The organism is Chelativorans salis (assembly GCF_025336525.1).
In the GTDB taxonomy this organism is placed as follows: Bacteria; Pseudomonadota; Alphaproteobacteria; order Rhizobiales; family Rhizobiaceae; genus Chelativorans; species Chelativorans salis.
The window spans coordinates 248,754-268,741 of sequence record NZ_JAOCZP010000003.1; the positions used below are offsets into that span (position 1 = coordinate 248,754).

The window sequence follows — 19,988 nt, forward strand, 5'->3', positions numbered from 1 at the left end:
TCCCTCCCCTACGCCGCTTCCGCGCGGTCCGCGACCACGCTGCGCCCCGCCTCATCGAAGACGAGCAGATGGCGCGTGTCGATGAAGACGCGTAGCGTCTCGTCGACGTTGAGCCGGTGCACACCCTCTTCGAGCATTACCCATTGATTGCCCGCATAGTCGAGGTGCACGAAGCTTTCCGAGCCGGTGATCTCCGTCACCGTCACCCGAGCATCGACGGACACGGCATCCGCCTCGCGCCCCTTGAACGAGAGGTGGTGCGGTTGGAAGCCGAGCGTGTAGACGCCGTCGGCAAGGCCAGCGAGCCGCACCGGCACGGGCAGCCCGTCCGAACCGTCCAGCATGAAGCGATTTTTATCCTTGCGCACCTCGATGGTGTTGAGCGGCGGATCGGAGAAGGTCTGCGCCGTCAGAAGGTCGGCCGGATTGCGGAAGACCTCGATGGTAGTCCCGAATTGGGTGACGCGGCCTTCGCTGAGCGTTGCCGTCTTGCCGCCCAAAAGCAGCGCCTCGCTGGGCTCGGTGGTGGCGTAAACGAAGATGGCGCCGGATTCGGCAAAGATGCGCGGCAGCTCGGCGCGCAGTTCCTCGCGCAGCTTGTAGTCGAGATTGGCGAGCGGCTCGTCGAGCAACACTAGGCGGGCATCCTTCACCATGGCGCGGGCAAGGGCCGTGCGTTGCTGCTGGCCGCCGGAAAGCTCCAGCGGCAGGCGCTCCAGATAAGGCGTCAGCCGCAGAAGGTCCGCCGCCTGGCGCACCTTGCGGTCCAACGTCGCCTTGTCGACGCCGGCCACGCGCAGCGGCGAAGCGATATTCTCATAGACGCTCATCGCCGGGTAGTTGATGAACTGCTGGTAGACCATGGCAACGCTGCGCTTTCGCACCGGTACGCCGGTGACATCCGCATCGTCCATATGGACTGTGCCCGAGGTCGGCTGGTCGAGCCCGGCCATCAGCCGCATGAGCGTCGTCTTGCCGGCCAGCGTCGGCCCCAAAAGCACATTGAGCGAACCCGCCTCGAGCCGCAGCGAAACATTGCTGATATGTGTCTCGCCCGAGACGATCTTGGAGACGTCACGCAGCTCCAGCACGGCCACGTCCTCCTTCCGTTGGTGCTTCCGCGCGTGCCACCTCGCGCAACCTCAGTTCGCGCATGAACACATCCACCGCCCGCGCCTCCTCCTTCGTCAACCGCAGGCCGCGCTTGGTGCGCCGCCAGAGCACGTCGTCGCCGCTGCGCGCCCATTCGTGCGCCGCCAGATAGCGCAGCTCGGCTTCATAGAGGTCGGCGCCGAAGCATTGGCCGAGATCCTTTGCGCTTGCCGCCTCGCCCAGCAGTGCCCGCGCCTGCGTCCCGTAAAGACGGATGAGGCGCCGCGCAAGGGTGCCTTCGAGAAAGGGGTAGTCGCGCCTGAGCGCCTCCACCGTGGCATCGAACGCGTGCGGGCCAAATCCGCCGCCGGGCAGCGGGGCCTCCGCCGTCCACGGGCTTCCGCGCCCGCCAACCCGCTTGCCGATTTCGCCCAGAACGGCCTCGGCCAGCCGGCGGAAAGTGGTGATCTTGCCGCCGAAGACATGGATGACCGAGGCGCCGGCGGCATCCTCCACCTTCAGCACGTAGTCGCGCGTTGCCTCCTGGGCCTTGCTTGCGCCGTCGTCGAAGAGCGGCCGCACGCCGGAGAAGCTCCACACCACGTCTTCAGGCCGCACCGGCTCGACGAAATATTCGCTGGCCGCGGCGCACAGATAGGAGATCTCCTCCCCGCTGATCTCGACGGCCGCCGGATCGCCATCGAAATCCTGGTCCGTGGTGCCGATGAGGGTGAAATCCTCCTCGTAAGGGATAGAGAAGATGATGCGTCCGTCGGCGTTCTGGAAGAAATAGGCGCGCGGATCGTCGAACTTCTTCCTGATGACGATGTGGCTGCCCTTGACCAGGCGCACATTGTGAGCGGCGTTGCGGCCGAGCGCGCCGGCGATCACCTCGTCCACCCAGGGGCCGGCCGCATTGACCACCAGCCGCGCGCGCGCCTCCTCGATGGTACCGGTTTCGAGATCGCGCAGGGAAAGCCGCCAAATGCCCTCTTCAACGCGCGCGCCCACCACCTTGGTGCGGGTGCGAATGTCGGCGCCCTTCTCAGTGGCGCTCAGTGCATTCAGCACCACCAGCCGCGCGTCGTTGACCCAGCAGTCGGAATATTCGAAGGCGCGCCGATAGGCGGCCTTGAGCGGCTTGCCGGCGGGGTCGCTGCGCATGTCGAGCGTGCGCGTCGGCGGCAACAGCTTGCGCCCGCCGATATGATCGTAGAGGAAGAGGCCGAGGCGGATGAGCCAGCTGGGCCGCAGGCCCTTATGGAGCGGCAGGACGAAGCGCATCGGCCAGATGATGTGCGGGGCACTCTTCCACAGCACCTCGCGCTCCATCAGCGCCTCGCGCACGAGACGGAACTCATAATATTCGAGATAGCGCAGGCCACCGTGGATAAGCTTGGTGGAGGCGGACGAGGTGCCGCTGCCCAGATCGTTCATCTCGGCGAGCATGACGGAATAGCCCCGGCCGGCTGCGTCGCGCGCGATGCCGCATCCGTTGATGCCGCCGCCGATGACGAACAGATCGTGAATGGGACCGTCGCCCAATCGCTCCTCCCGTGGCAATGTGGAAAGCATCTCTCCCTGGAAATGAAACTAAAACGAAAACATTGTGAATGTCAAATGAAGACGGCGGACGATCGCAACTACCTGCACGCTTCCACAAGGCGCACGTCCGCTTCCTCGCAAACAGCGCGGAATGCGGCACTCGGGCAGCGGTCGGTGATGAAGGTGTCCATCTGCGAGACATGGCCGATCCGCACGGGTGCGCTGCGGTCGAACTTCGAAGAATCAGAAACAAGGATGACGTGGCGCGCATTGGCGATGATCGCCTGCGCAACCTTCACCTCGCGATAATCGAAATCGAAAAGCGCACCCTCTTCATCAATGGCGGAGACGCCGATGACCGCATAGTCCACCTTGAACTGGCGGATAAAATCGACCGCCGCCTCACCGACGATGCCCCCGTCGGAGCCGCGCACGACACCACTGGCGATGATGACCTCGAACGCCGGGTATACCCGCATCCTATTGGCAACATTGATGTTATTGGTGATGACCATGAGATCGCGGTGATCCAGAAGCGCATCGCTCACGGCCTCTGTGGTGGTGCCGATATTGATGAAGAGCGAGGCCTTGTCGGGGATAAGCTCCGCCGCTGCGCGGCCGATGGCGCTTTTCTCCTCCGCCTTGAGCTCGCGCCGGGCCTCGTATTCCATGTTCTCGATGCCCGACGGCAGCAGCGCTCCGCCATGGATGCGCGTCAACAGCCGCTGGTCGCACAAATCGTTGAGATCCTTGCGGATCGTCTGCGGCGTCACGTGAAAGCGCGCGGCCAGCCCGTCGACCGTGACACGGCCCTGGTCCTTGGCGATCTGAAGGATCTCCTCATGGCGCGGCGCAAGAAACACGACCCCTATCCCCACTTTCGTTTTGCCTGCGTTATAGCAGAAACGAAAATTTCTGAAAGAGCCAACCTTCGCACGCCATCCGGCCAAGGGAGCGAAACTCCCGCGCGCCGGCACCTATTCCGTGATCTTTCCATGCTCCGGAACGGATGTCGGACACCCTCCACTGCGCTCCGGCTTCCAGTATGGCGCAGAACAAACAATCAGGGTTTGAAGTCGGGCAGGCTCTTGAACGCCGATTTCAAGGCGTTCGACCAGCCCTCGGTAACCGTTCGGAAATAGCCGTCGTCCTGCCTGATCCGCTTCTCGAAGCCAATGCGATAGCTGTCGCGCGGGTAATAGAGCAGGTCGAGCGGCAGGCCGACCGAGAGATTTGACCTCAGGGTCGAATCGAAAGAAACGAGCAAAAGCTTCACCGTCTCCTCGAAACTCATCTTCGGGTCGTGCGAGCGTACCAGGATCGGCTTTCCGTATTTTGTCTCGCCAATCTGGAAGAAATGCGTGTCGGGGCCGGCTTCGATGAAATTGCCTTCCGGATAGACGAGGAAGAGACGCGGTTCGGTGCCGCGAATCTGCCCGCCGAGGATGAAGGAGGCACCGAAGGCATCGGCATTCTGGCCGGCGGGCGCGGCGTCATGGATGACCTCCTTCAGCGCGTCGCCGACAAGCTTGGCCGTCTGATACATGGACGATGTCTTCATCACCGAGGGCGCCCGCTCCTTCGGAGCCTTGGTGCGCTCGTCGAGAAGGCTGATGACGGCCTGGGTGGTGGCAAGGTTGCCTGCTGACAGGAGAACGAGCACTCGTTCGTCCGGCTTCGACCAGCGGTGCATCTTGCTGAAGGTGGAGACGTTGTCGACGCCGGCGTTCGTCCGCGTATCGGACATGAACACCAGCCCGCTATCTATCTTGAGCCCGACACAGTAGGTCATGTACGCGAACGTCCCGTTGCGAATCTCTGTGCCAGATTACTGCTCGACACTGATCTGGACCGCAAGCTGTTCCTCGGCCTGGCCCAGACGAATCCCCATGACCGGCATGGCGTCGCGATAGTCGCGGCCTGTCGCCACACGCACATAGCGTTCGTCGGGCGAAATACCATTGGAGCAGTCGAAGCCGATCCAGCCGACTCCTTCCACATGCGCCTCGGCCCAGGCGTGGCTCGCTGTCTGCTCGTCGATATCGTCAAGGCGCAGATAGCCGCTCACATAGCGGGCGGGAAAGCCCATGGAGCGTGCGGCCGAGAGGAAGATGTGTGCGTGGTCTTGGCACACCCCCTGCCCTTGCGCCAGTGCCTCTTCCGCCGTCGTCACGGCGCTGGTCGCGCCCGTCACATAGGAGACACCCTCGCGCACCAGCCCCATCAAGGCGTGCAGCCGCTCGACGGCTTCGTCGCCGCGGACCGTCTCGACGAGCGCCGCAACGCCTGGCCCCGGCGCTGTCAGCGGCGTTTCCTGACAGAACAGCCAAAGCGGCGCGAGACCCGTATGCCTGCCGGAAACGCCGCTCGTATCCTTCGTCTCGACCACGCCGGATGCGGCTATGGCGATGGTGTGCGGCGTCCCGTCGATGCTCAGGAGACGCGTGTCGTTGCCGAAGCTGTCGTCGTAGCGCACCTCCTCACGCGCCCCTTCGATGGAAAGCGCCCACTCGACGACATCTTGAGCGGGGTCGCTCTTCGGGAACAGCCGCAGGCGCTGCAGGGCGTAGGACAGCGGCGCGTCATACTGATATTCGGTGCGGTGCGAGATTTTTAGGCGCATGTGCGTCGGCCGGAAGGATCCTGTTCAGTAGAAACGATAGTCCGCGGCAATCTGATCCCCCAGCGCGCCATTGTCACGAATGAAATCTTTCAGGAACTCGTGCAGGCCTTCTTCGAAGATGTCGGAGACGGAAGCGGAGCGCAGCTTTTCCCGCTTCGCGGCGGCCATATCGTGGCTTTGGTGCCGGGCGCCATATTCCTCGGCCAGGAATTCCAGAGCATCGCAGATGCCGCGATAGCAGAAGGCGAGCGAGCGCGGCATGCGGCGGTTGAGGATGAGATAGTCGGCGATGCTGGTTGGCTCGTAGCCTTCGTAGATCCAGCGGTAGGAGCGCAGGGCGGAGACCGAGCGCAGGATGGTCTGCCACTGGTGATTGTCGAGCGGCGATCCGACCCAGGCGACCGACGGCAAGAGCACGTAATATTTGACGTCGAGGATGCGCGCGGTGTTGTCGGCGCGTTCGATCAGCGTGCCGAGCTGGGCGAAATCGAAGATCTCGTTGCGCAGCATGGTGCCGTGGAAGGCGCCGCGGATGAGCGCTGTCTCGCGCTTGATGGCGTCGAGGACGGCCGGCAGGTCGCGCTCGTCGACCGGGCGCATGAGCATGCGCCGCAGCGCCATCCAGGCTTCGTTGATGCTCTCCCAGGTCTCCCGCGTCAGCGCCGTGCGCACCATGCGCGCATTGGTGCGGGCGGTCTCCATGGAGGACATCACGCTGGACGGGTTCGAGAGGTCGCGCAGAAGGAAATCCGTCACGCTCGCCGTGTCGTGGGGCCGCTCCTCTTGTTCGAAAGCCTCGCGCGCGCCGGCGCTGGTGAGGACCGATATCCATTCGTCCGACGCCGTGCCCGTCTGCGTCAAGGCAAGGCGATGGCCGGTATCGACGAGACGGGCCATATTCTCCGCCCGCTCGATATAGCGGTGCATCCAGTAAAGGCCGTTGGCCGCGCGCCCCAGAAGCATTCTACATGGCTCCACTCAGTGAGCAGTGAATAGTAAATAGTAAATAGTAAATAGTAAATGGTGAATAGTGAATAGTGAATAGTGAATAGTGAATAGTGAATAGTGAATAGTGAATAGTGAATAGTGAATAGATAGTGGGGAGTGACAGCCACTATATCGTTTCCGTTGCAATCCACTACTTACTATTTACTATTTACCATTCACCCCTCAATCATCCAGCACCCACGTATCCTTCGTCCCCCCGCCCTGCGAGGAGTTCACAACCAGCGAGCCTTCCTTCAGCGCCACCCGCGTCAGCCCGCCCGGCACCGTGCGGATGCGGTCGGAGACCAGAACGAAGGGGCGCAGGTCCACGTGGCGCGGTGCCAGCCCTTTTTCGGTGAGCACCGGACAGGTGGAAAGCGACAGTGTCGGCTGGGCGATATAGTTGGCGGGCCTGGCCCTGAGCTTGGCGGCGAAGGCCTCGCGCTCCTTGGCGGAAGCCGCCGGCCCGACCAGCATGCCGTAGCCGCCGGAGCCGTGCACCTCCTTCACCACTAGTTCATGCAGATTGTCGAGGACGTGCGAGAGGCTCGCCGGCTCCGAACACCGCCAGGTCGGCACGTTGCGCAGGATCGCCTTGCGGCCGGTGTAGAACTCGACGATCTCCGGCATGTAGGAGTAGATCGCCTTGTCATCGGCGATCCCCGTGCCCGGCGCGTTGGCAATCGCAATATTGCCGGCGCGGTAGACGTCCATGATGCCGGGAACGCCGAGAATCGAATCGGGATTGAAGGTCAGCGGATCGAGGAAGTCATCGTCGACGCGACGATAGAGCACGTCGATGCTCTTGTAGCCCTGAGTGGTGCGCATGGCCACGCGCCCGTCGACCACGCGCAGATCCTGCCCCTCCACCAGTTCCGCGCCCATCTGGTCGGCCAGGAAGGCATGCTCGAAATAGGCTGAGTTGAAGCTTCCCGGCGTCAGCACGGCGATGGAAGGCGAGCCGTCGCAGTTGGCCGGACGGACGGCGGCGAGCGAGTCGCGCAGGAGCTGCGGATAGTTCTCCACCGGCAGCACCTTCACCTTCTGGAACAGCTCCGGAAAGAGCTGCATCATCGTCTCGCGGTTCTCCAGCATGTAGGAGACGCCCGACGGCGTGCGGGCATTGTCCTCCAGCACGTAGAACTCGTCCTCGGCGGTGCGCACGATGTCTACGCCGATGATATGCGTATAGACGCCGCCGGGCGGGCGCACGCCGATCATCTCCGGCAGGAAAGCCTCGTTGCAGGCGATGATCTCCTTGGGAATGCGGCCGGCCCGCAGGATCTCCTGCCGGTGATAGATATCGTAGAGAAAGGCATTCAGCGCCTGCACGCGCTGCTCGATGCCCTGGACCAGGCGCCGCCACTCCTTGCCCGACAGAATGCGCGGCACGATGTCGAAGGGGATGAGACGCTCCGCGGCCTCCGCCTCGCCGTAGACGGCAAAGGTGATACCGGTTCGGCGGAATACCTTTTCGGCATCCTGCGACTTCTCGTTCAGCCTTGCCGGGTCCTGGCTATGGAACCAGTTCTCGTAGGCCTCGTAGGGTTGTCTTGCCCGATCTCCCAGGCGCATCTCATCGAACATGGCCAAGAAATGCTCCTTCCTGAAAGCATTTTCAGCCAGCCTGCACCTGAAACGCAAGCTATTTCTAATAGTTACATAAGAATGCCCGTTCGGCGACCATTCTGCCTGCGATTTCTACAGGCGATCGTGCGGTTCTGCCTGCGAAATAGGCAGAGGAAAGGCCGGCAGTGCGTCGGGTGAGATGTATTACAGAGCCGGCAAATCACCGCGCGCCCATTCCTCCCGCATCTCGTCTGCCCGTTCGCCCAGCCGTCCTGCCTCGACGGCGGTGCGGATGTCGGCCATCAGGCCCTGGTAGTAGGCGAGGTTGTTCCAGGTGAGCAGCATGGCGCCCAGCGCCTCACCCGACTTCACCAGATGATGCAGATACGCGCGGGAATAGCCGCGCGCGGCGGGGCAGTCGCTCTCCTCGTCCAGCGGACGCGGATCCTCTGCGTGGCGGGCGTTCTTCAGGTTGATCTTGCCGCGCCTCGTATAGGCAAGGCCGTGGCGACCGGCCCTGGTCGGCATCACGCAGTCGAACATGTCGATGCCGCGCGCGACGGACTTCAGGATGTCGTTCGGCGTGCCCACCCCCATAAGGTAGCGCGGCTTTTCCGCCGGCAGCGCCGGGCACGTCGCCTCCAGCACCTCGAGCATCACCTGCTGCGGCTCGCCGACGGCAAGGCCGCCAACGGCATAGCCCTTCAGCTCCATCGCCGAGAGGGCGGCCGCCGAGCGCGCGCGAAGATCGGCATCGACGCCGCCCTGAACGATGCCGAACATGGCCTTGTCCGGCTGATCGCCGAACGCCGTCTTGCAGCGCTCCGCCCAGCGCAACGACAACTCCATCGCCCGCTCGACATCCTCCCGCGGCGCCGGCAGGCGCACGCACTCGTCGAGTTGCATCTGGATGTCGGCATCGAGCAGGCCCTGGATTTCGATGGAGCGCTCCGGCGACATCTCGTAGACCTGCCCGTCCACATGGGAGCGGAACGTCACGCCCTCCTCCCTGATCTTCCTGAGCGCCGCCAGCGACATGACCTGGAAGCCGCCCGAATCCGTGAGGATCGGATGCGGCCAGCGGGCGAACTCATGGAGGCCCCCAAGGCGCGCCACCCGCTCCGCACCAGGCCTGAGCATCAGATGATAGGTGTTGCCGAGGATGATATCGGTGCCAAGCGCGCGTACCTGATCCAGGTACATGGCCTTGACCGTGCCCGCGGTACCGACAGGCATGAAGGCCGGCGTGCGCACGGTGCCGCGCGGCATGGAAATCTCGCCGCGCCGGGCCTGGCCGTCAGTGGCAAGCACGCGGAATGTGAAGGTGTCGCTCAACGGTCTTTCCTGAAAAGCAGGCACGCATCGCCATAGGAGTAGAAACGATAGCCGCGTTCAATGGCGTGGCGGTAGGCTTCTTTCATCGTCTCAAGCCCGCTGAAGGCCGAGACCAGCATGAAGAGCGTCGAGCGCGGCAGGTGGAAATTGGTCATCAGCACGTCGACCACCCGGAACCGGTAGCCGGGCACAATGAAGATGTCGGTCTCGCCGGACCAGGCGGCAAGCTCACCGCTCTCCGCTGCCGCGCTTTCAAGAAGCCTGAGCGACGTCGTGCCGACGCAGACGATACGGCCGCCCCGCGCACGCACGGCATTGAGGGCCTTCGCGGTCCCGGCGTCCACCTCGCCCCATTCGGCGTGCATCCTGTGCGCCCCGGTGTCCTCCGCCTTGACGGGCAGGAACGTGCCGGCGCCCACATGCAGCGTCACGAAATGGCGCTCGATGCCGGCCGCGTCCAGCGCAGCAAAAAGCTCCGGCGTGAAATGAAGCCCGGCGGTGGGTGCCGCCACGGCCCCCTCCTCCCGGGCATAGATGGTCTGATAGTCCTTCTGGTCGCGCTCGTCGTCCGGCCGTTTCGAAGCGATGTAGGGCGGCAGCGGCATATGGCCGGCAGCGGCAATCGTCTCGTCGAGCACGGGGCCGGACATGTCGAAGACGAGCAACACCTCGCCGCCCTCGCCTTTCTCGGCGACTGTCGCTTCGAGCGTTCCCAGAAAACAGCTCTCGCCGTCATGGCCGAACTGAATGCGCTCGCCCACCGCCACCCGCTTGGCCGGCTTGAGGAACGCCTTCCAGCGATCGGAGCCGGCACGCATATGCAACGTCGCCTCCACATGCGCCACTGCCTCGCCGCGCCTGCGGATACCTGAGAGCCTGGCCGGGATGACCTTCGTATCGTTGAAAACCACCGCGTCGCCTGGCCGCAAAACCTGCGGCAGGTCGCGCACGACGCGGTCTTCCAACCCACCCCCGACCACAAGCAGACGCGCGGAATCGCGCGGGCTCACGGGCCTCAGCGCGATTCGCTCTTCCGGCAGTTCGAAGTCGAATTGGTCAACACGCATGGATCAGCGAGTGGCGAACAGTGAGCAGCATAAATCCACCACTCACTATCTCACTACTCTCTACTCACTCCGCAACATCTGCCGCCACCTTCATCGAAACGATCGAATCCGGCTCGCGCACCGGCTCGCCCCGCTTCAGACCGTCGATGCTCTCCATGCCCTCGATCACCTGGCCCCAGGCCGAGTATTGCCGGTCGAGCCACGGCGCCCGGTCGAAGCAGATGAAGAACTGCGAATTGGCCGAGTTCGGGTTCTGCGACCGCGCCATGGAACAGGTGCCGCGCTCATGCGCCGTGTTGGAGAACTCGGCCTTCAGGTCCGGCTTTTCGGAGCCGCCCATGCCGGTGCCCGTCGGGTCACCCGTCTGCGCCATGAAGCCGTCAATGACGCGGTGGAAGACAATGCCGTCGTAAAAGCCCTCGCGCGTCAGTTCCTTGATACGCTCCACATGGGCCGGCGCCACCTCAGGCAGGAGCTCAATCACCACCCTGCCCTTGGTGGTTTCCATGACGATCGTGTTTTCCGGGTCTTTGCTCTCGGCCATCGGAGAAATTCCTTCCTTTTCTATTCGTCGGCGGCGATGGTGACGCGCACCATGCGGTCGGGGTCGACGACAGAGCCATTGGCGGCCTGATCGCCCTTCTTGATTTGGTCGATATGTTCCATGCCGGATTCCACCTGGCCGACGACGGTGTAGCTGCCGTTCAGGTGCGGCGCCGGCGCGAACATGATGAAGAACTGGGAGTTGGCCGAGTTCGGGTTCTGCGACCGCGCCATCCCCACCGTGCCGCGCTCGAAGGGCGCGTCGGAGAATTCGGCCGGCAAATCGGGCAGCTCCGAACCGCCGGTGCCGGCGCGCTGCGGATCAAAACCGTCCTCCATGTCGCCGAACTCCACATCGCCAGTCTGCGCCATGAAGCCGTCGATCACCCGGTGGAAGGCGACGTTGTCATAGGCGCCTTCGCGCGCCAGCGTCTTGATGCGCTCGACGTGCTGAGGGGCAAGGTCCGGGCGCAGTGCTATCTCCACCGTGCCGCTGTCGAGCTCGATGACGAGCGTATCTTCCGGCTCCGCCGCCAAAGCGGGGCCGGCGAAGGCAAGGCCGGCGGCGAGGCAAAGAGGTGCTGCGAAGGAAAGAAGGCGCATGACGATAATCTCCTGGATTTTCCCGCTCAGGCGGCGAACTTGGCTTTCAGCGCGCGAGCGACGACGGCCGGCACGAAAGGCGTGATGTCGCCACCCATCGATGCGATCTGGCGCACGAGTGTGGCGGTAATGGTGCGCACGGACGGGCTTGCCGGCAGGAACACCGTTTGCAGGTCCGGGGCCATGGTCTCGTTCATGCCGGCCATCTGCATCTCGTAGTCGAGATCGGTACCGTCGCGCAGGCCCCGGATCATGATGGAGGCGCCGTGGGCGCGCGCGGCGTCGACGACGAGATTGTCGAAAGCGACCACCTCGATGCGCCCCCCGTTCCCGTCAAGTTCATCCTCCGCAGCACGCTTGATGAGCGTGGCGCGCTCCTCATAGGAAAAGAGCGGAGTCTTGCCCGGATGCAGGCCGATGCCGAGGACGACCGTATCGGCCACCGTGAGCGCACCCTTGAGGACGTCCAGATGGCCGTTGGTCAGCGGATCGAAGGAGCCAGCATAGAAGGCGGTGCGTGTGGTCATGAGCGAGCTTCTAACCCGCCTTTCCGGCAATGGCAATTCGCCCCAGTGCCCTCACCGCCGCGACAGCGCCAGCCACAGCCCACCACCGATGAGGCAGGTGCCGGAGATGCGCTCGACAAGCTTCACGCGCGCCCTCGTCAGTCGCGCGCCCGCCCCGCTGGCAGCCAAGGCGTAAAGCGAATCACACACCGTCGCCACCGCCATAAAGACTGTGCCGAGAACCACGGTCTGCCACACCGGGTTGCCCGCCGGATTGACGAATTGCGGGATGAAGGCGCCGAAGAAGAGCAGCGCCTTGGGGTTCGACCAGATGACGACGAAGCCTTGCAGAACAAAGGAACGACCTGCCGCCGGCACCTGCTCCGCTGCCCCGAGCGAGCCGTCCGAGCGCCACATGCGGATGCCGAGCCAAATGAGATAAGCCGCGCCGATCAGACGCAGGACCTCAAAGATGTTGCCCATGGCACCGACGACCGCCGCCAGACCGAAGGCCAGCACGGCGATCATGAGCACGAGGCCAATCTGCGTGCCGAGCACGTTGAGCAACCCGGCGCGTGCACCATGGCGCAATGAGTTGGCGATGATGACCGTCACCGAAGGCCCCGGCACGATCACGATGACGAAGCAGGCGACGAAATAGGAGATGAGAGCTGCGTAGTCCGGCATGGGGTAATCCTCGCTATGTGTGAACGAAGCCACAGACGGACAGCGAAGGCAAGGTGCAGTTTAGGCCCCTCGGGACCCGGCATCTCCACGGGTAATTCTCGCCACCCCTAGATGAACGGAACCTAAATGGAACATTCAGCACCCGTTCCCGCCGCGTCTGCGACTATGGCTGCAGTTGGGGCGGTCGTGGCGGAACCGAAACGAGCCATCGCCCGTTACAGTGCCAAGGAGGCAGACCGATGCTGATCTTTACGCTCGCAGCCGCAATGACCCTTGCCATGCTGATCGCCACCGCGTTCGCTCTTCATCAGGAAGCACAGCGCGTAAGGCTGGAGAACAGGACGCGCAACGAGCGCTTCCCCTACCGCCGCTAGCCTCGCTACGCCCGGTCAGAGATTGGGCGTTATCCCGGAAGCCGAAAGCCCGTAGGCAAAGACTGTCCGGGATCCATTCCGGAGCATCGACGTCGCGGAATGGATCCCGGCCCTCTCTTCGTTCGGCCGGGATGACGGCAGTTGGAGCGCCCGCTCTAAGCGTCCCCGCCGTCCTCGCTACCTTCCTGCTGAGGTGGCGCCTCATCCGTCGCGACGCCCTCTCCCGTCGTCTCTTCCTCACCCTGCGGCTCGGAAATCCGTTCGACCGAGACCACCCGTTCGCCATCCGCCGTATTGAAGATGGTCACACCCTTGGTGGCGCGGCTGGCGATGCGGATGCCGTCGACCGGGACGCGGATCACCTGACCGGCATTGGAGACCAGCATGATCTGGTCCTCCGGCGCCACCGGGAAGGCGGCAATCAGAGAGCCGATTTCGTCCCGCTTGGAGACGTCGGTGGCGCGGATGCCCTTGCCACCGCGGCCGATGACACGGAAATCGTACGAAGACGAGCGCTTGCCGTAGCCATATTCGCTGACGGTGAGCACGAACTGCTCGCGGCGTTTGAGTTCTTCGTAGCGCTCTGTCGACAGGTCAGTCTCCTCGCCCACCTCCTCATTGGTGAGCGCGATCTCCTCTTCCTCGCCGCCATTGGCTAGCCGCCGCTCGGCGGCCGCTTGCTTCAGATAGGCCGAGCGCTCGGCCGCCGTGGCCTCCACATGGCCGAGGATGGCCATGGAGATGACGCGGTCGCCGTCGGCCAGGTTGATGCCGCGCACACCGACCGAGTTGCGGCCGGCAAAGACGCGAACGCCGGTGGCGGAAAAGCGGATGCACTGGCCGGAAGCCGCCGTCAGAAGCACGTCGTCATCCTCGGTGCAAGTATAGACGCCGAGAATCTCGTCGCCCTCCTCGTCGAGCTTCATGGCAATCTTGCCGTTGCGGTTCACCTGGGTGAAGTCCGATAGCTTGTTGCGCCTGACCGTGCCGCGCGTGGTGGCGAACATTACGTGAAGGGCGTCCCAGCTCTCCTCGTCCTCCGGCAGCGGCATGATGGAGGTGATGCGCTCGCCCTCCTGCAGCGGCAGCATATTGCGCAGGAACTTTCCGACCGACTGGGGCGTCCCCTGCGGCAGGCGCCAGACCTTTTCCTTGTAGACGATGCCACGCGAGGAGAAGAACAGGATCGGCGTGTGCGTGTTGGCCACGAACAGCCTTGTCACGAAATCCTCGTCCTTGGTCGACATGCCCGAGCGGCCCTTGCCGCCGCGCGCCTGGGCCCGGTAGATCGAGAGCGGCACGCGCTTGATGTAGCCCTTGTGGGTGACGGTGACGACCATATCCTCGCGCTGGATAAGGTCTTCGTCTTCCATATCCGCGCCGCCCTCGGTGATCACCGTGCGGCGGGGCGTACCGAACTCGTCGCGCACGGCAATCAGCTCGTCCTTGACGATCTGCTGGATGCGAGCACGCGAGGACAGGATTGTCAGGAATTCCTCGATCTCCCCGCCGATCTTGTTCAATTCGTCGGCGATCTCGTCACGGCCGAGCGCGGTCAGCCGCTGCAGGCGCAGGTCGAGGATGGCGCGGGCCTGTTCCTCGGAAAGATTGTAAGTGCCGTCCTCGTTCACCTTGTGACGCGGATCGGCGATGAGCGTGATCAGCGCTTCCACCTCTTGCGCCGGCCAGCGCCGTTCCATCAATTGCTCGCGCGCCGTCTGCGGGTCGGGCGCGTGGCGGATGAGCTTGATGACTTCGTCGATGTTCGCCACGGCGATCGCCAGGCCCACCAGCACATGCGCGCGGTCTCGCACCTTGCGCAGCAGGTACTTGGTCCTGCGGCTCACCACCTCCTCGCGGAAGGAGACGAAGGCCTTGAGCATGTCGAGGAGCGTCATCACTTCCGGCTTGCCGCCGTTGAGCGCCACCATGTTGCAGCCGAAAGAAGTCTGCAGCGGCGTGAAGCGATAGAGCTGGTTGAGGATGACCTCGGCGTTGGCGTCGCGCTTCAGCTCGACCACCACGCGGTAGCCCTGGCGGTCGCTCTCGTCGCGGATGTCGGAGATGCCCTCGATGCGCTTCTCGCGCACCAAATCGGCCATCTTCTCAATCATCATCGCCTTGTTCACCTGGTAGGGAACCTCGGTGACGATGATGGCCTCGCGCTCGTTGCGGATCTGCTCGATCTCTACCTTGCCGCGCATGACGACGGAGCCGCGGCCCGTGGAATAGGCGCTGTGAATGCCGGAGCGGCCGAGGATGATGCCGCCGGTCGGGAAATCCGGCCCCGGAATGATTTCCATCAGGCGCGACAACTCTATGGCCGGGTCGTCGATGAGCGCGATGCTGCCGTCGACCACCTCGGTCAGGTTATGCGGCGGGATGTTGGTCGCCATGCCGACGGCGATGCCGCCGGAGCCGTTGACCAGGAGGTTGGGAAAGCGCGCGGGAAGGACGCGCGGCTCGTGCGCGGCGCCGTCATAGGTGTCCTGGAAGTCGACCGTCTCCTTGTCGATGTCCTCCAGAAGCTCATGCGCGACCTTGGTCAGCCGCGATTCCGTGTAACGCATGGCCGCCGGCGGATCACCGTCGATGGAGCCGAAATTGCCCTGCCCGTCGATCAGTTGCAGGCGCATGGACCACGGCTGCGCCATGCGCACCAGCGCATCGTAGATCGCCGCGTCGCCATGCGGGTGATATTTACCCATCACGTCGGCGACCGGGCGGGCCGACTTCACATATTTGCGGTTCCAGTGATAGCCGCTCTCGTGCGAGGCATAGAGGATGCGCCGGTGCACGGGCTTCAAACCGTCGCGCACATCCGGCAGCGCCCGGCTCACGATCACGCTCATGGCGTAATCGAGATAGGAGCGCTGCATTTCCTCGATGATGGAGATGGGCTCGATGTCGTCGGGCTCGCCCGGCCCGCGCGGCGTCGTCTGGTCGGTCAAATCAGGTCACATTCAGCTATGAGAATCATTCTTTCCTTATATAGGAAGCAGCGTCGATTCTCCAACGGGAACAGGCGATATTCACGGGGGAAATGGCGCGAAATTTCAAGAAGATAGCGCTTTCGTTCGCAGGTGCGGCATGAGCGGTCCCGGAACGGCCACATTTGGCGGCGCCGGGGGTGAAGAGAACCCGGACGGAGATGCAGGCGTCCCTTGGGCCCTCTCTCTCCTGTCACCAACAAGGATTCCGGCGCGCGATGTGCCACTATTCGGAGCCGATTCGGCCAGTGCCGGCCACAAGGGGAACGCCATGCCGCCTTTCGACGCGCTGCTGAACGCCTTCATCACACTCTTGGTGACGGTGGACCCGGCCGGCCTGGCACCCCTCTTCCTGGCCGTGACAGCGGGCATGAATCGCTCCGAGCGCAACCAGGTTGCCGTGCGCGCCAGCCTCATTGCGCTCGGCACTCTCATGCTTTTCGCCGTCGCCGGCAGCGTCATCCTGACGGCGCTCGGCATCACGCTGCCGGCATTCCGCGTCGCCGGCGGCTTGCTCTTGTTCTACATCGCCTTCGAAATGATCTTCGAGCGCCGCCACGAGCGGCACGAGAAAAGCGCACAACGGGCCATCACGCGCGACATGATCCACAACATCGCCGCCTTTCCGCTGGCGATCCCGCTGATAGCCGGGCCGGGCGCCATCTCGGCGTCGGTGCTTCTGTCGGGCAGCTTCGCCGGCCCGCTGGGACAGGCGGCGCTGGCGGTCATCCTCATCTTGGTGATCGCCATCACCTACGCCGTCTTCGTACTCGCCGAGCGCATCGACGGCTTTCTGGGCGAGACCGGCCGCTCGATCCTCACCCGCCTGCTCGGCGTGCTCCTGGCGGCACTGGCCGTGCAGTTCGTCTCCGACGGCGCAAAGGCGCTCTTCGCCGCCGGCTAGGATTGTCAGCCGAGAGCGGCGGACCGGCTAGGCCCGCCGCCTTACGGCTTTTACTGGCTTGCCTGGCCGATCGCGTCGGTCAGCCGCTGCGCCAGATCGGGGTCGGCTTGCGCCGACTGGATGATCTGGTTGTACTCGTCGACCGAGATGCCGTCGGTCTCCTCAACGGCCTGCAAGATCTTCTCACCAGCCTCGCTCTGAATCTGCTGCTGCCGCTCGGCATCGTCGCCGGCTTCCTGCAGTTGCTGCGTGTATTGCTGCTTGAGGTTCTCGACCTCGAGAAAGGCAACGGCGAAGGACTGCAGCTTCTCCTCGGTGACTGCGGGCGCCTCCATCGTCGGTTCGGAGGGCTGGTTGGCCTCCTGGGCCAACGCGTGGGGTGCGAAGGCAACACCAGCCGACAGGCATGCCGCCATGAGCAATTTTTTCGAACCGTTTGAGATCATCGATTCTTGATCCTTTTCGACTTCTTCTTCCGGCGGACTGAGCGTATCCCAAACCGCACGCCGTCAGCCCGGCGGTCTCGCCAGTCTACGGCATGACCCAACATGGCGTAGCGATGTGGCGGAAGAAACGCCGCTCGCCCGCACATCGCATCATTTCCGCTTAATCCGGGAAAGAAATCCTGACCGCAGGCGGGGTTGCCATGCCCGATTACAGACATGATTGCCGGCCAGGAAGCGCGTCGGCCAATCCCGGCCGGGGGTGCAAAAATGCCCTAAAGGCATCGGCCTCAAGTCTTGGAGCGCCCTTATGTGCCCGAACTCGCTGCGCTCAAGGATGCCAACGGTGTCATGAGACGCAGGCGCGGCGGGGAGTCCAGATCGAGCCCGGCGGGGTATTCCTCGCGATGGTGCAGAATATCTGTGACGCGCCGAAACTCGTTCTCCTCGATCCAGGCGAACATGCGCTCATAGTGGGCGAAAACGTCGCCGTCTGTAGCCTCATGCCAGGCAGTGGCAAAGCGCATCTCAGGGAAAGAGAACGCCTGCAGCCCTTCGGCCTCCCCCTGCCCGGAAAGTTCCGGCGGCAGGGCCACCAGGTAGCGGAAGCCGCCCGGTATGTTGTTCCAGGAGATGCCGACAAGGCCGGCGGCATCGCTGCGCCCGGCCGCAAGGCGGTTGCGCCGACGCTCCATGTCGGCGACGACCGTCTTCACATGCCCGGCGGCGGCCCCCTCGAAGCTGCCTTCCCAGACCTTACCGAACAGCGTCTGCGCCTCACGCGTCTTCACCTCAAATGCCATTGAGCGCCCTCCTCCCTTCGGTCCGCATAACGTGGTGCATTCGCCACCGTCACCTGTCCGGCAGCGCCAGCCTTACCTCATTCCCGCCATGGCCATGGACGGAATCGCGGGCGCGGACGACGACATGCGTCACACCGGCGGGCACGGTAATGCCGCCAAGGCTGCGGGTAAAAGGCTGCTCGTCCACGTGCGGATGCGCAAGGACGCGGGTGGCGAGCACGGTCCCGTCCTCGCTCAACACCTCCCAACGGTCGGCATAATGGTCCCAACCCTCGTCCGCATGGGCAACGGTGACGTCGAAGCGGTAAGTGCCGTCCGCCTCCCGGCTGACATCCACGGCCTCCACATCGACCTCGCCGGCCAGCGACATTGCGGCGGAAAGAGACAGAATAGCGGCGCAAGCAACCGCCCGCGCCAAAGCCCGTCCACGCGGCGTAACCGCCATCGCCCCCCGGCTTCCGTCCGCGAGGCCTTGGCTTCCCGGCCCGTCGAAGGGAATGAAAGAGGCCATCGGTCCTAGAATGGAATCTCGTCGTCCAGGTCGCGCGAATAGCCACCGCCGCCGCCGGTATTCTCGGCCGGTCCCGACTGGCCGAAGTCGGAGCCGCGCCCGCCGCCGCTATAGCCCACCTGCCCTTCGCCGCCCTGCCCGCGCGAATCCAGCATCTGCAGTTCGCCGCGGAACTTTTGCAGCACGACCTCAGTCGTATACCGGTCCTGGCCACTCTGATCGGTCCATTTGCGCGTCTGAAGCTGGCCCTCGATATAGACCTTCATGCCCTTCTTCAGATACTGCTCGGCCACCTTGGCGAGGTTGTCGTTAAAGATGACGACGTTATGCCACTCGGTGCGCTCGCGCCGCTCGCCCGAGCCGCGGTCGCGCCATGACTCGGAGGTGGCAATCCGCATATTGACCACCGGATCTCCGGAATTGAGCCGCCGGATCTCCGGATCGGCTCCCAGATTGCCCACCAAAATGACCTTGTTCACGCTGCCCGCCATGGCATCACTCCACTCGTCCGAAATTACGCGTCCCGAAAGGCCCGCCGCCTGCTGCGCTGCAGGTAAAGCCGGCAACTCCCGTCAGAGCCATCGCGACCTTATCCGATCCGCCGCACACATGCTCGCCCCAATCGGCGGGGCGTCCATCCGTCCACAACACAGTTTTGTTCTCTTTTTGTTCATAACGCGAGTTTCACGTCGCCGCAAGGTGTTTCGACGTTTTCCCGGCGATCCGCCGCATCGCAAAAGGGGACCAAACAGGGAAAGGCCCCGCCGCCACTCATCTCGGGCGCGCAGGGGCCGCTTCCATTCATTCGTGCCGGGAGTGTTTTACCGGCGTTGGTAAGGACGCGCGACATCACTCGCGTTCGTCCAGCATATGATGATTATCGATGTCATGTCAGCAGCCGTCTGGGGATCTGCCGCGTGCGCCGTCGGGCGCAGGCTACGGCTTCCGTTCAACGCCGTTCCGAACGCTTTCCGCCTCCGGAGCCGGGCGTGGCAAGCCTCTCAGCCCAAGGTCGGCTGTGGCTCCACGCTTTCGGTGGAGCCCGTTGGACAGTCGGGTGGAGTCATGCCTCCCTCCTGGTTTCGTTGCTCCTGATCTCACCGTCCATACGCCAGCGCCAGGTTTGCCCCGACACCCCGTCTTGGCCAGCGGATAAAGACGACTTTGCGCCCACATAAGCCAGCCGTCAAGGCTTGCCGCCGCCGCGGCGTGAATTGTGATCGGCGCAACGCCCCCACAGCCGACAGGAAGATGTCAGGATACCGTTCGTTCTTTGTTCTTTTTGCTTGCCCTCAAGGGGAAAAGCTGGAAAAGATGCCGGAGTTATCCATGATTAGCCTGGTGGCAGAATGCGGCCGCGCCTTTTGTGGTGCGCTTCGCATTCCTACATGAAGCCCGGCCGGCAC

At 63.7% G+C, this 19,988-nt stretch carries 20 protein-coding genes; 2 read left to right on the plus strand and 18 right to left on the minus strand.

Translation table 11 applies throughout. The features are described from left to right. Positions 1–8: 8 nt before the first annotated feature. The 13 genes from N5A92_RS11285 to N5A92_RS11345 form a co-directional block, all read right to left on the minus strand. Complete coding sequence (locus tag N5A92_RS11285) at positions 9–1,091, minus strand: ABC transporter ATP-binding protein (RefSeq protein ID WP_260902668.1); 1,083 nt, start codon at positions 1,089–1,091, stop codon at positions 9–11. After that, positions 1,075–2,637 (minus strand): glycerol-3-phosphate dehydrogenase, encoded by a 1,563-nt coding sequence (glpD, locus tag N5A92_RS11290; protein WP_260902669.1) that lies wholly within the window; start codon positions 2,635–2,637, stop codon positions 1,075–1,077. The genes N5A92_RS11285 and glpD overlap by 17 nt, the downstream gene beginning before the upstream one ends. 98 nt (positions 2,638–2,735) lie before the next feature. Then, entirely contained in the window at positions 2,736–3,500 is a 765-nt protein-coding gene (locus N5A92_RS11295) for a DeoR/GlpR family DNA-binding transcription regulator (RefSeq protein ID WP_260902670.1), read from the minus strand. Between the two features lie 200 nt (positions 3,501–3,700). After that, positions 3,701–4,429 carry a proteasome-type protease gene (locus N5A92_RS11300; protein WP_260902671.1) on the minus strand — a complete coding sequence of 243 codons (729 nt, stop codon included), beginning with the start codon at positions 4,427–4,429 and terminating at the stop codon, positions 3,701–3,703. A 36-nt stretch (positions 4,430–4,465) separates the two neighbouring features. Continuing rightward, the gene (locus N5A92_RS11305) at positions 4,466–5,260 is read right to left on the minus strand and encodes a transglutaminase family protein (protein WP_260902672.1); all 795 of its coding nucleotides are present in this window, start codon (positions 5,258–5,260) and stop codon (positions 4,466–4,468) included. Positions 5,261–5,284: 24 nt separating this feature from the next. Then, positions 5,285–6,223, minus strand: coding sequence for an alpha-E domain-containing protein (locus N5A92_RS11310; RefSeq protein WP_260902673.1), 939 nt, complete (start codon positions 6,221–6,223; stop codon positions 5,285–5,287). Between the two features lie 207 nt (positions 6,224–6,430). Continuing rightward, positions 6,431–7,840, minus strand: coding sequence for a circularly permuted type 2 ATP-grasp protein (locus N5A92_RS11315; protein WP_425248567.1), 1,410 nt, complete (start codon positions 7,838–7,840; stop codon positions 6,431–6,433). Between the two features lie 180 nt (positions 7,841–8,020). Beyond that, positions 8,021–9,151, minus strand: a complete 1,131-nt coding sequence (gene tgt / locus N5A92_RS11320; RefSeq protein WP_260902674.1) for a tRNA guanosine(34) transglycosylase Tgt — start codon at positions 9,149–9,151, stop codon at positions 8,021–8,023. After that, on the minus strand, positions 9,148–10,218 hold the full coding sequence (gene queA, locus N5A92_RS11325) for a tRNA preQ1(34) S-adenosylmethionine ribosyltransferase-isomerase QueA (protein WP_260902675.1): 1,071 nt from the start codon (positions 10,216–10,218) through the stop codon (positions 9,148–9,150). Before queA ends, tgt begins: the two co-directional genes overlap by 4 nt. A gap of 64 nt (positions 10,219–10,282) precedes the next feature. Next, positions 10,283–10,762 carry a peptidylprolyl isomerase gene (locus N5A92_RS11330; protein ID WP_260902676.1) on the minus strand — a complete coding sequence of 160 codons (480 nt, stop codon included), beginning with the start codon at positions 10,760–10,762 and terminating at the stop codon, positions 10,283–10,285. A gap of 20 nt (positions 10,763–10,782) precedes the next feature. Next, entirely contained in the window at positions 10,783–11,364 is a 582-nt protein-coding gene (locus N5A92_RS11335) for a peptidylprolyl isomerase (protein WP_260902678.1), read from the minus strand. 26 nt (positions 11,365–11,390) lie between these two features. After that, entirely contained in the window at positions 11,391–11,891 is a 501-nt protein-coding gene (gene coaD, locus N5A92_RS11340; RefSeq protein WP_260902680.1) for a pantetheine-phosphate adenylyltransferase, read from the minus strand. A gap of 51 nt (positions 11,892–11,942) precedes the next feature. Next, positions 11,943–12,557 carry a LysE family translocator gene (locus tag N5A92_RS11345; RefSeq protein WP_260902681.1) on the minus strand — a complete coding sequence of 205 codons (615 nt, stop codon included), beginning with the start codon at positions 12,555–12,557 and terminating at the stop codon, positions 11,943–11,945. Between the two features lie 239 nt (positions 12,558–12,796). On the opposite strand from N5A92_RS11345, the gene N5A92_RS11350 reads away from it, so the two are divergent. Beyond that, positions 12,797–12,931: a hypothetical protein gene (locus N5A92_RS11350; protein WP_260902682.1), complete on the plus strand. Its 135-nt coding sequence runs from the start codon at positions 12,797–12,799 to the stop codon at positions 12,929–12,931. Positions 12,932–13,086: 155 nt separating this feature from the next. Here N5A92_RS11350 and gyrA read toward each other — a convergent pair whose 3' ends face one another. Then, entirely contained in the window at positions 13,087–15,882 is a 2,796-nt protein-coding gene (gene gyrA / locus N5A92_RS11355; RefSeq protein WP_260902683.1) for a DNA gyrase subunit A, read from the minus strand. Between the two features lie 310 nt (positions 15,883–16,192). Between gyrA and N5A92_RS11360 the strand changes: the two genes are divergently transcribed. After that, a complete protein-coding gene (locus N5A92_RS11360) occupies positions 16,193–16,825 on the plus strand; it encodes a MarC family protein (RefSeq protein WP_260902684.1) in 633 nt (210 codons plus the stop codon). Between the two features lie 50 nt (positions 16,826–16,875). On the opposite strand, the gene N5A92_RS11365 is transcribed toward N5A92_RS11360, so the two are convergent. The 4 genes from N5A92_RS11365 to N5A92_RS11380 form a co-directional block, all read right to left on the minus strand. After that, complete coding sequence (locus N5A92_RS11365; protein ID WP_260902685.1) at positions 16,876–17,271, minus strand: DUF4168 domain-containing protein; 396 nt, start codon at positions 17,269–17,271, stop codon at positions 16,876–16,878. A gap of 305 nt (positions 17,272–17,576) precedes the next feature. Continuing rightward, positions 17,577–18,071 carry a GyrI-like domain-containing protein gene (locus tag N5A92_RS11370; protein ID WP_260902686.1) on the minus strand — a complete coding sequence of 165 codons (495 nt, stop codon included), beginning with the start codon at positions 18,069–18,071 and terminating at the stop codon, positions 17,577–17,579. Between the two features lie 49 nt (positions 18,072–18,120). Further along, a complete protein-coding gene (locus N5A92_RS11375; protein WP_260902687.1) occupies positions 18,121–18,516 on the minus strand; it encodes a hypothetical protein in 396 nt (131 codons plus the stop codon). A 71-nt stretch (positions 18,517–18,587) separates the two neighbouring features. Continuing rightward, positions 18,588–19,073 carry a single-stranded DNA-binding protein gene (locus N5A92_RS11380; RefSeq protein ID WP_260902688.1) on the minus strand — a complete coding sequence of 162 codons (486 nt, stop codon included), beginning with the start codon at positions 19,071–19,073 and terminating at the stop codon, positions 18,588–18,590. Positions 19,074–19,988: the final 915 nt, after the last annotated feature.

Bases quoted from the DNA above. Each gene is read 5' to 3' on its own strand.
- N5A92_RS11350 (WP_260902682.1), top strand. From the start codon at position 12,797: ATGCTGATCTTTACGCTCGCAGCCGCAATGACCCTTGCCATGCTGATC.
- N5A92_RS11375 (WP_260902687.1), bottom strand. From the start codon at position 18,516: ATGGCGGTTACGCCGCGTGGACGGGCTTTGGCGCGGGCGGTTGCTTGC.
- N5A92_RS11310 (WP_260902673.1), bottom strand. From the start codon at position 6,223: ATGCTTCTGGGGCGCGCGGCCAACGGCCTTTACTGGATGCACCGCTAT.
- N5A92_RS11345 (WP_260902681.1), bottom strand. From the start codon at position 12,557: ATGCCGGACTACGCAGCTCTCATCTCCTATTTCGTCGCCTGCTTCGTC.
- N5A92_RS11365 (WP_260902685.1), bottom strand. From the start codon at position 17,271: ATGATCTCAAACGGTTCGAAAAAATTGCTCATGGCGGCATGCCTGTCG.
- N5A92_RS11305 (WP_260902672.1), bottom strand. From the start codon at position 5,260: ATGCGCCTAAAAATCTCGCACCGCACCGAATATCAGTATGACGCGCCG.
- N5A92_RS11370 (WP_260902686.1), bottom strand. From the start codon at position 18,071: ATGGCATTTGAGGTGAAGACGCGTGAGGCGCAGACGCTGTTCGGTAAG.
- coaD (WP_260902680.1), bottom strand. From the start codon at position 11,891: ATGACCACACGCACCGCCTTCTATGCTGGCTCCTTCGATCCGCTGACC.
- N5A92_RS11300 (WP_260902671.1), bottom strand. From the start codon at position 4,429: ATGACCTACTGTGTCGGGCTCAAGATAGATAGCGGGCTGGTGTTCATG.
- N5A92_RS11380 (WP_260902688.1), bottom strand. From the start codon at position 19,073: ATGGCGGGCAGCGTGAACAAGGTCATTTTGGTGGGCAATCTGGGAGCC.
- N5A92_RS11360 (WP_260902684.1), top strand. From the start codon at position 16,193: ATGCCGCCTTTCGACGCGCTGCTGAACGCCTTCATCACACTCTTGGTG.
- queA (WP_260902675.1), bottom strand. From the start codon at position 10,218: ATGCGTGTTGACCAATTCGACTTCGAACTGCCGGAAGAGCGAATCGCG.
- N5A92_RS11335 (WP_260902678.1), bottom strand. From the start codon at position 11,364: ATGCGCCTTCTTTCCTTCGCAGCACCTCTTTGCCTCGCCGCCGGCCTT.
- N5A92_RS11330 (WP_260902676.1), bottom strand. From the start codon at position 10,762: ATGGCCGAGAGCAAAGACCCGGAAAACACGATCGTCATGGAAACCACC.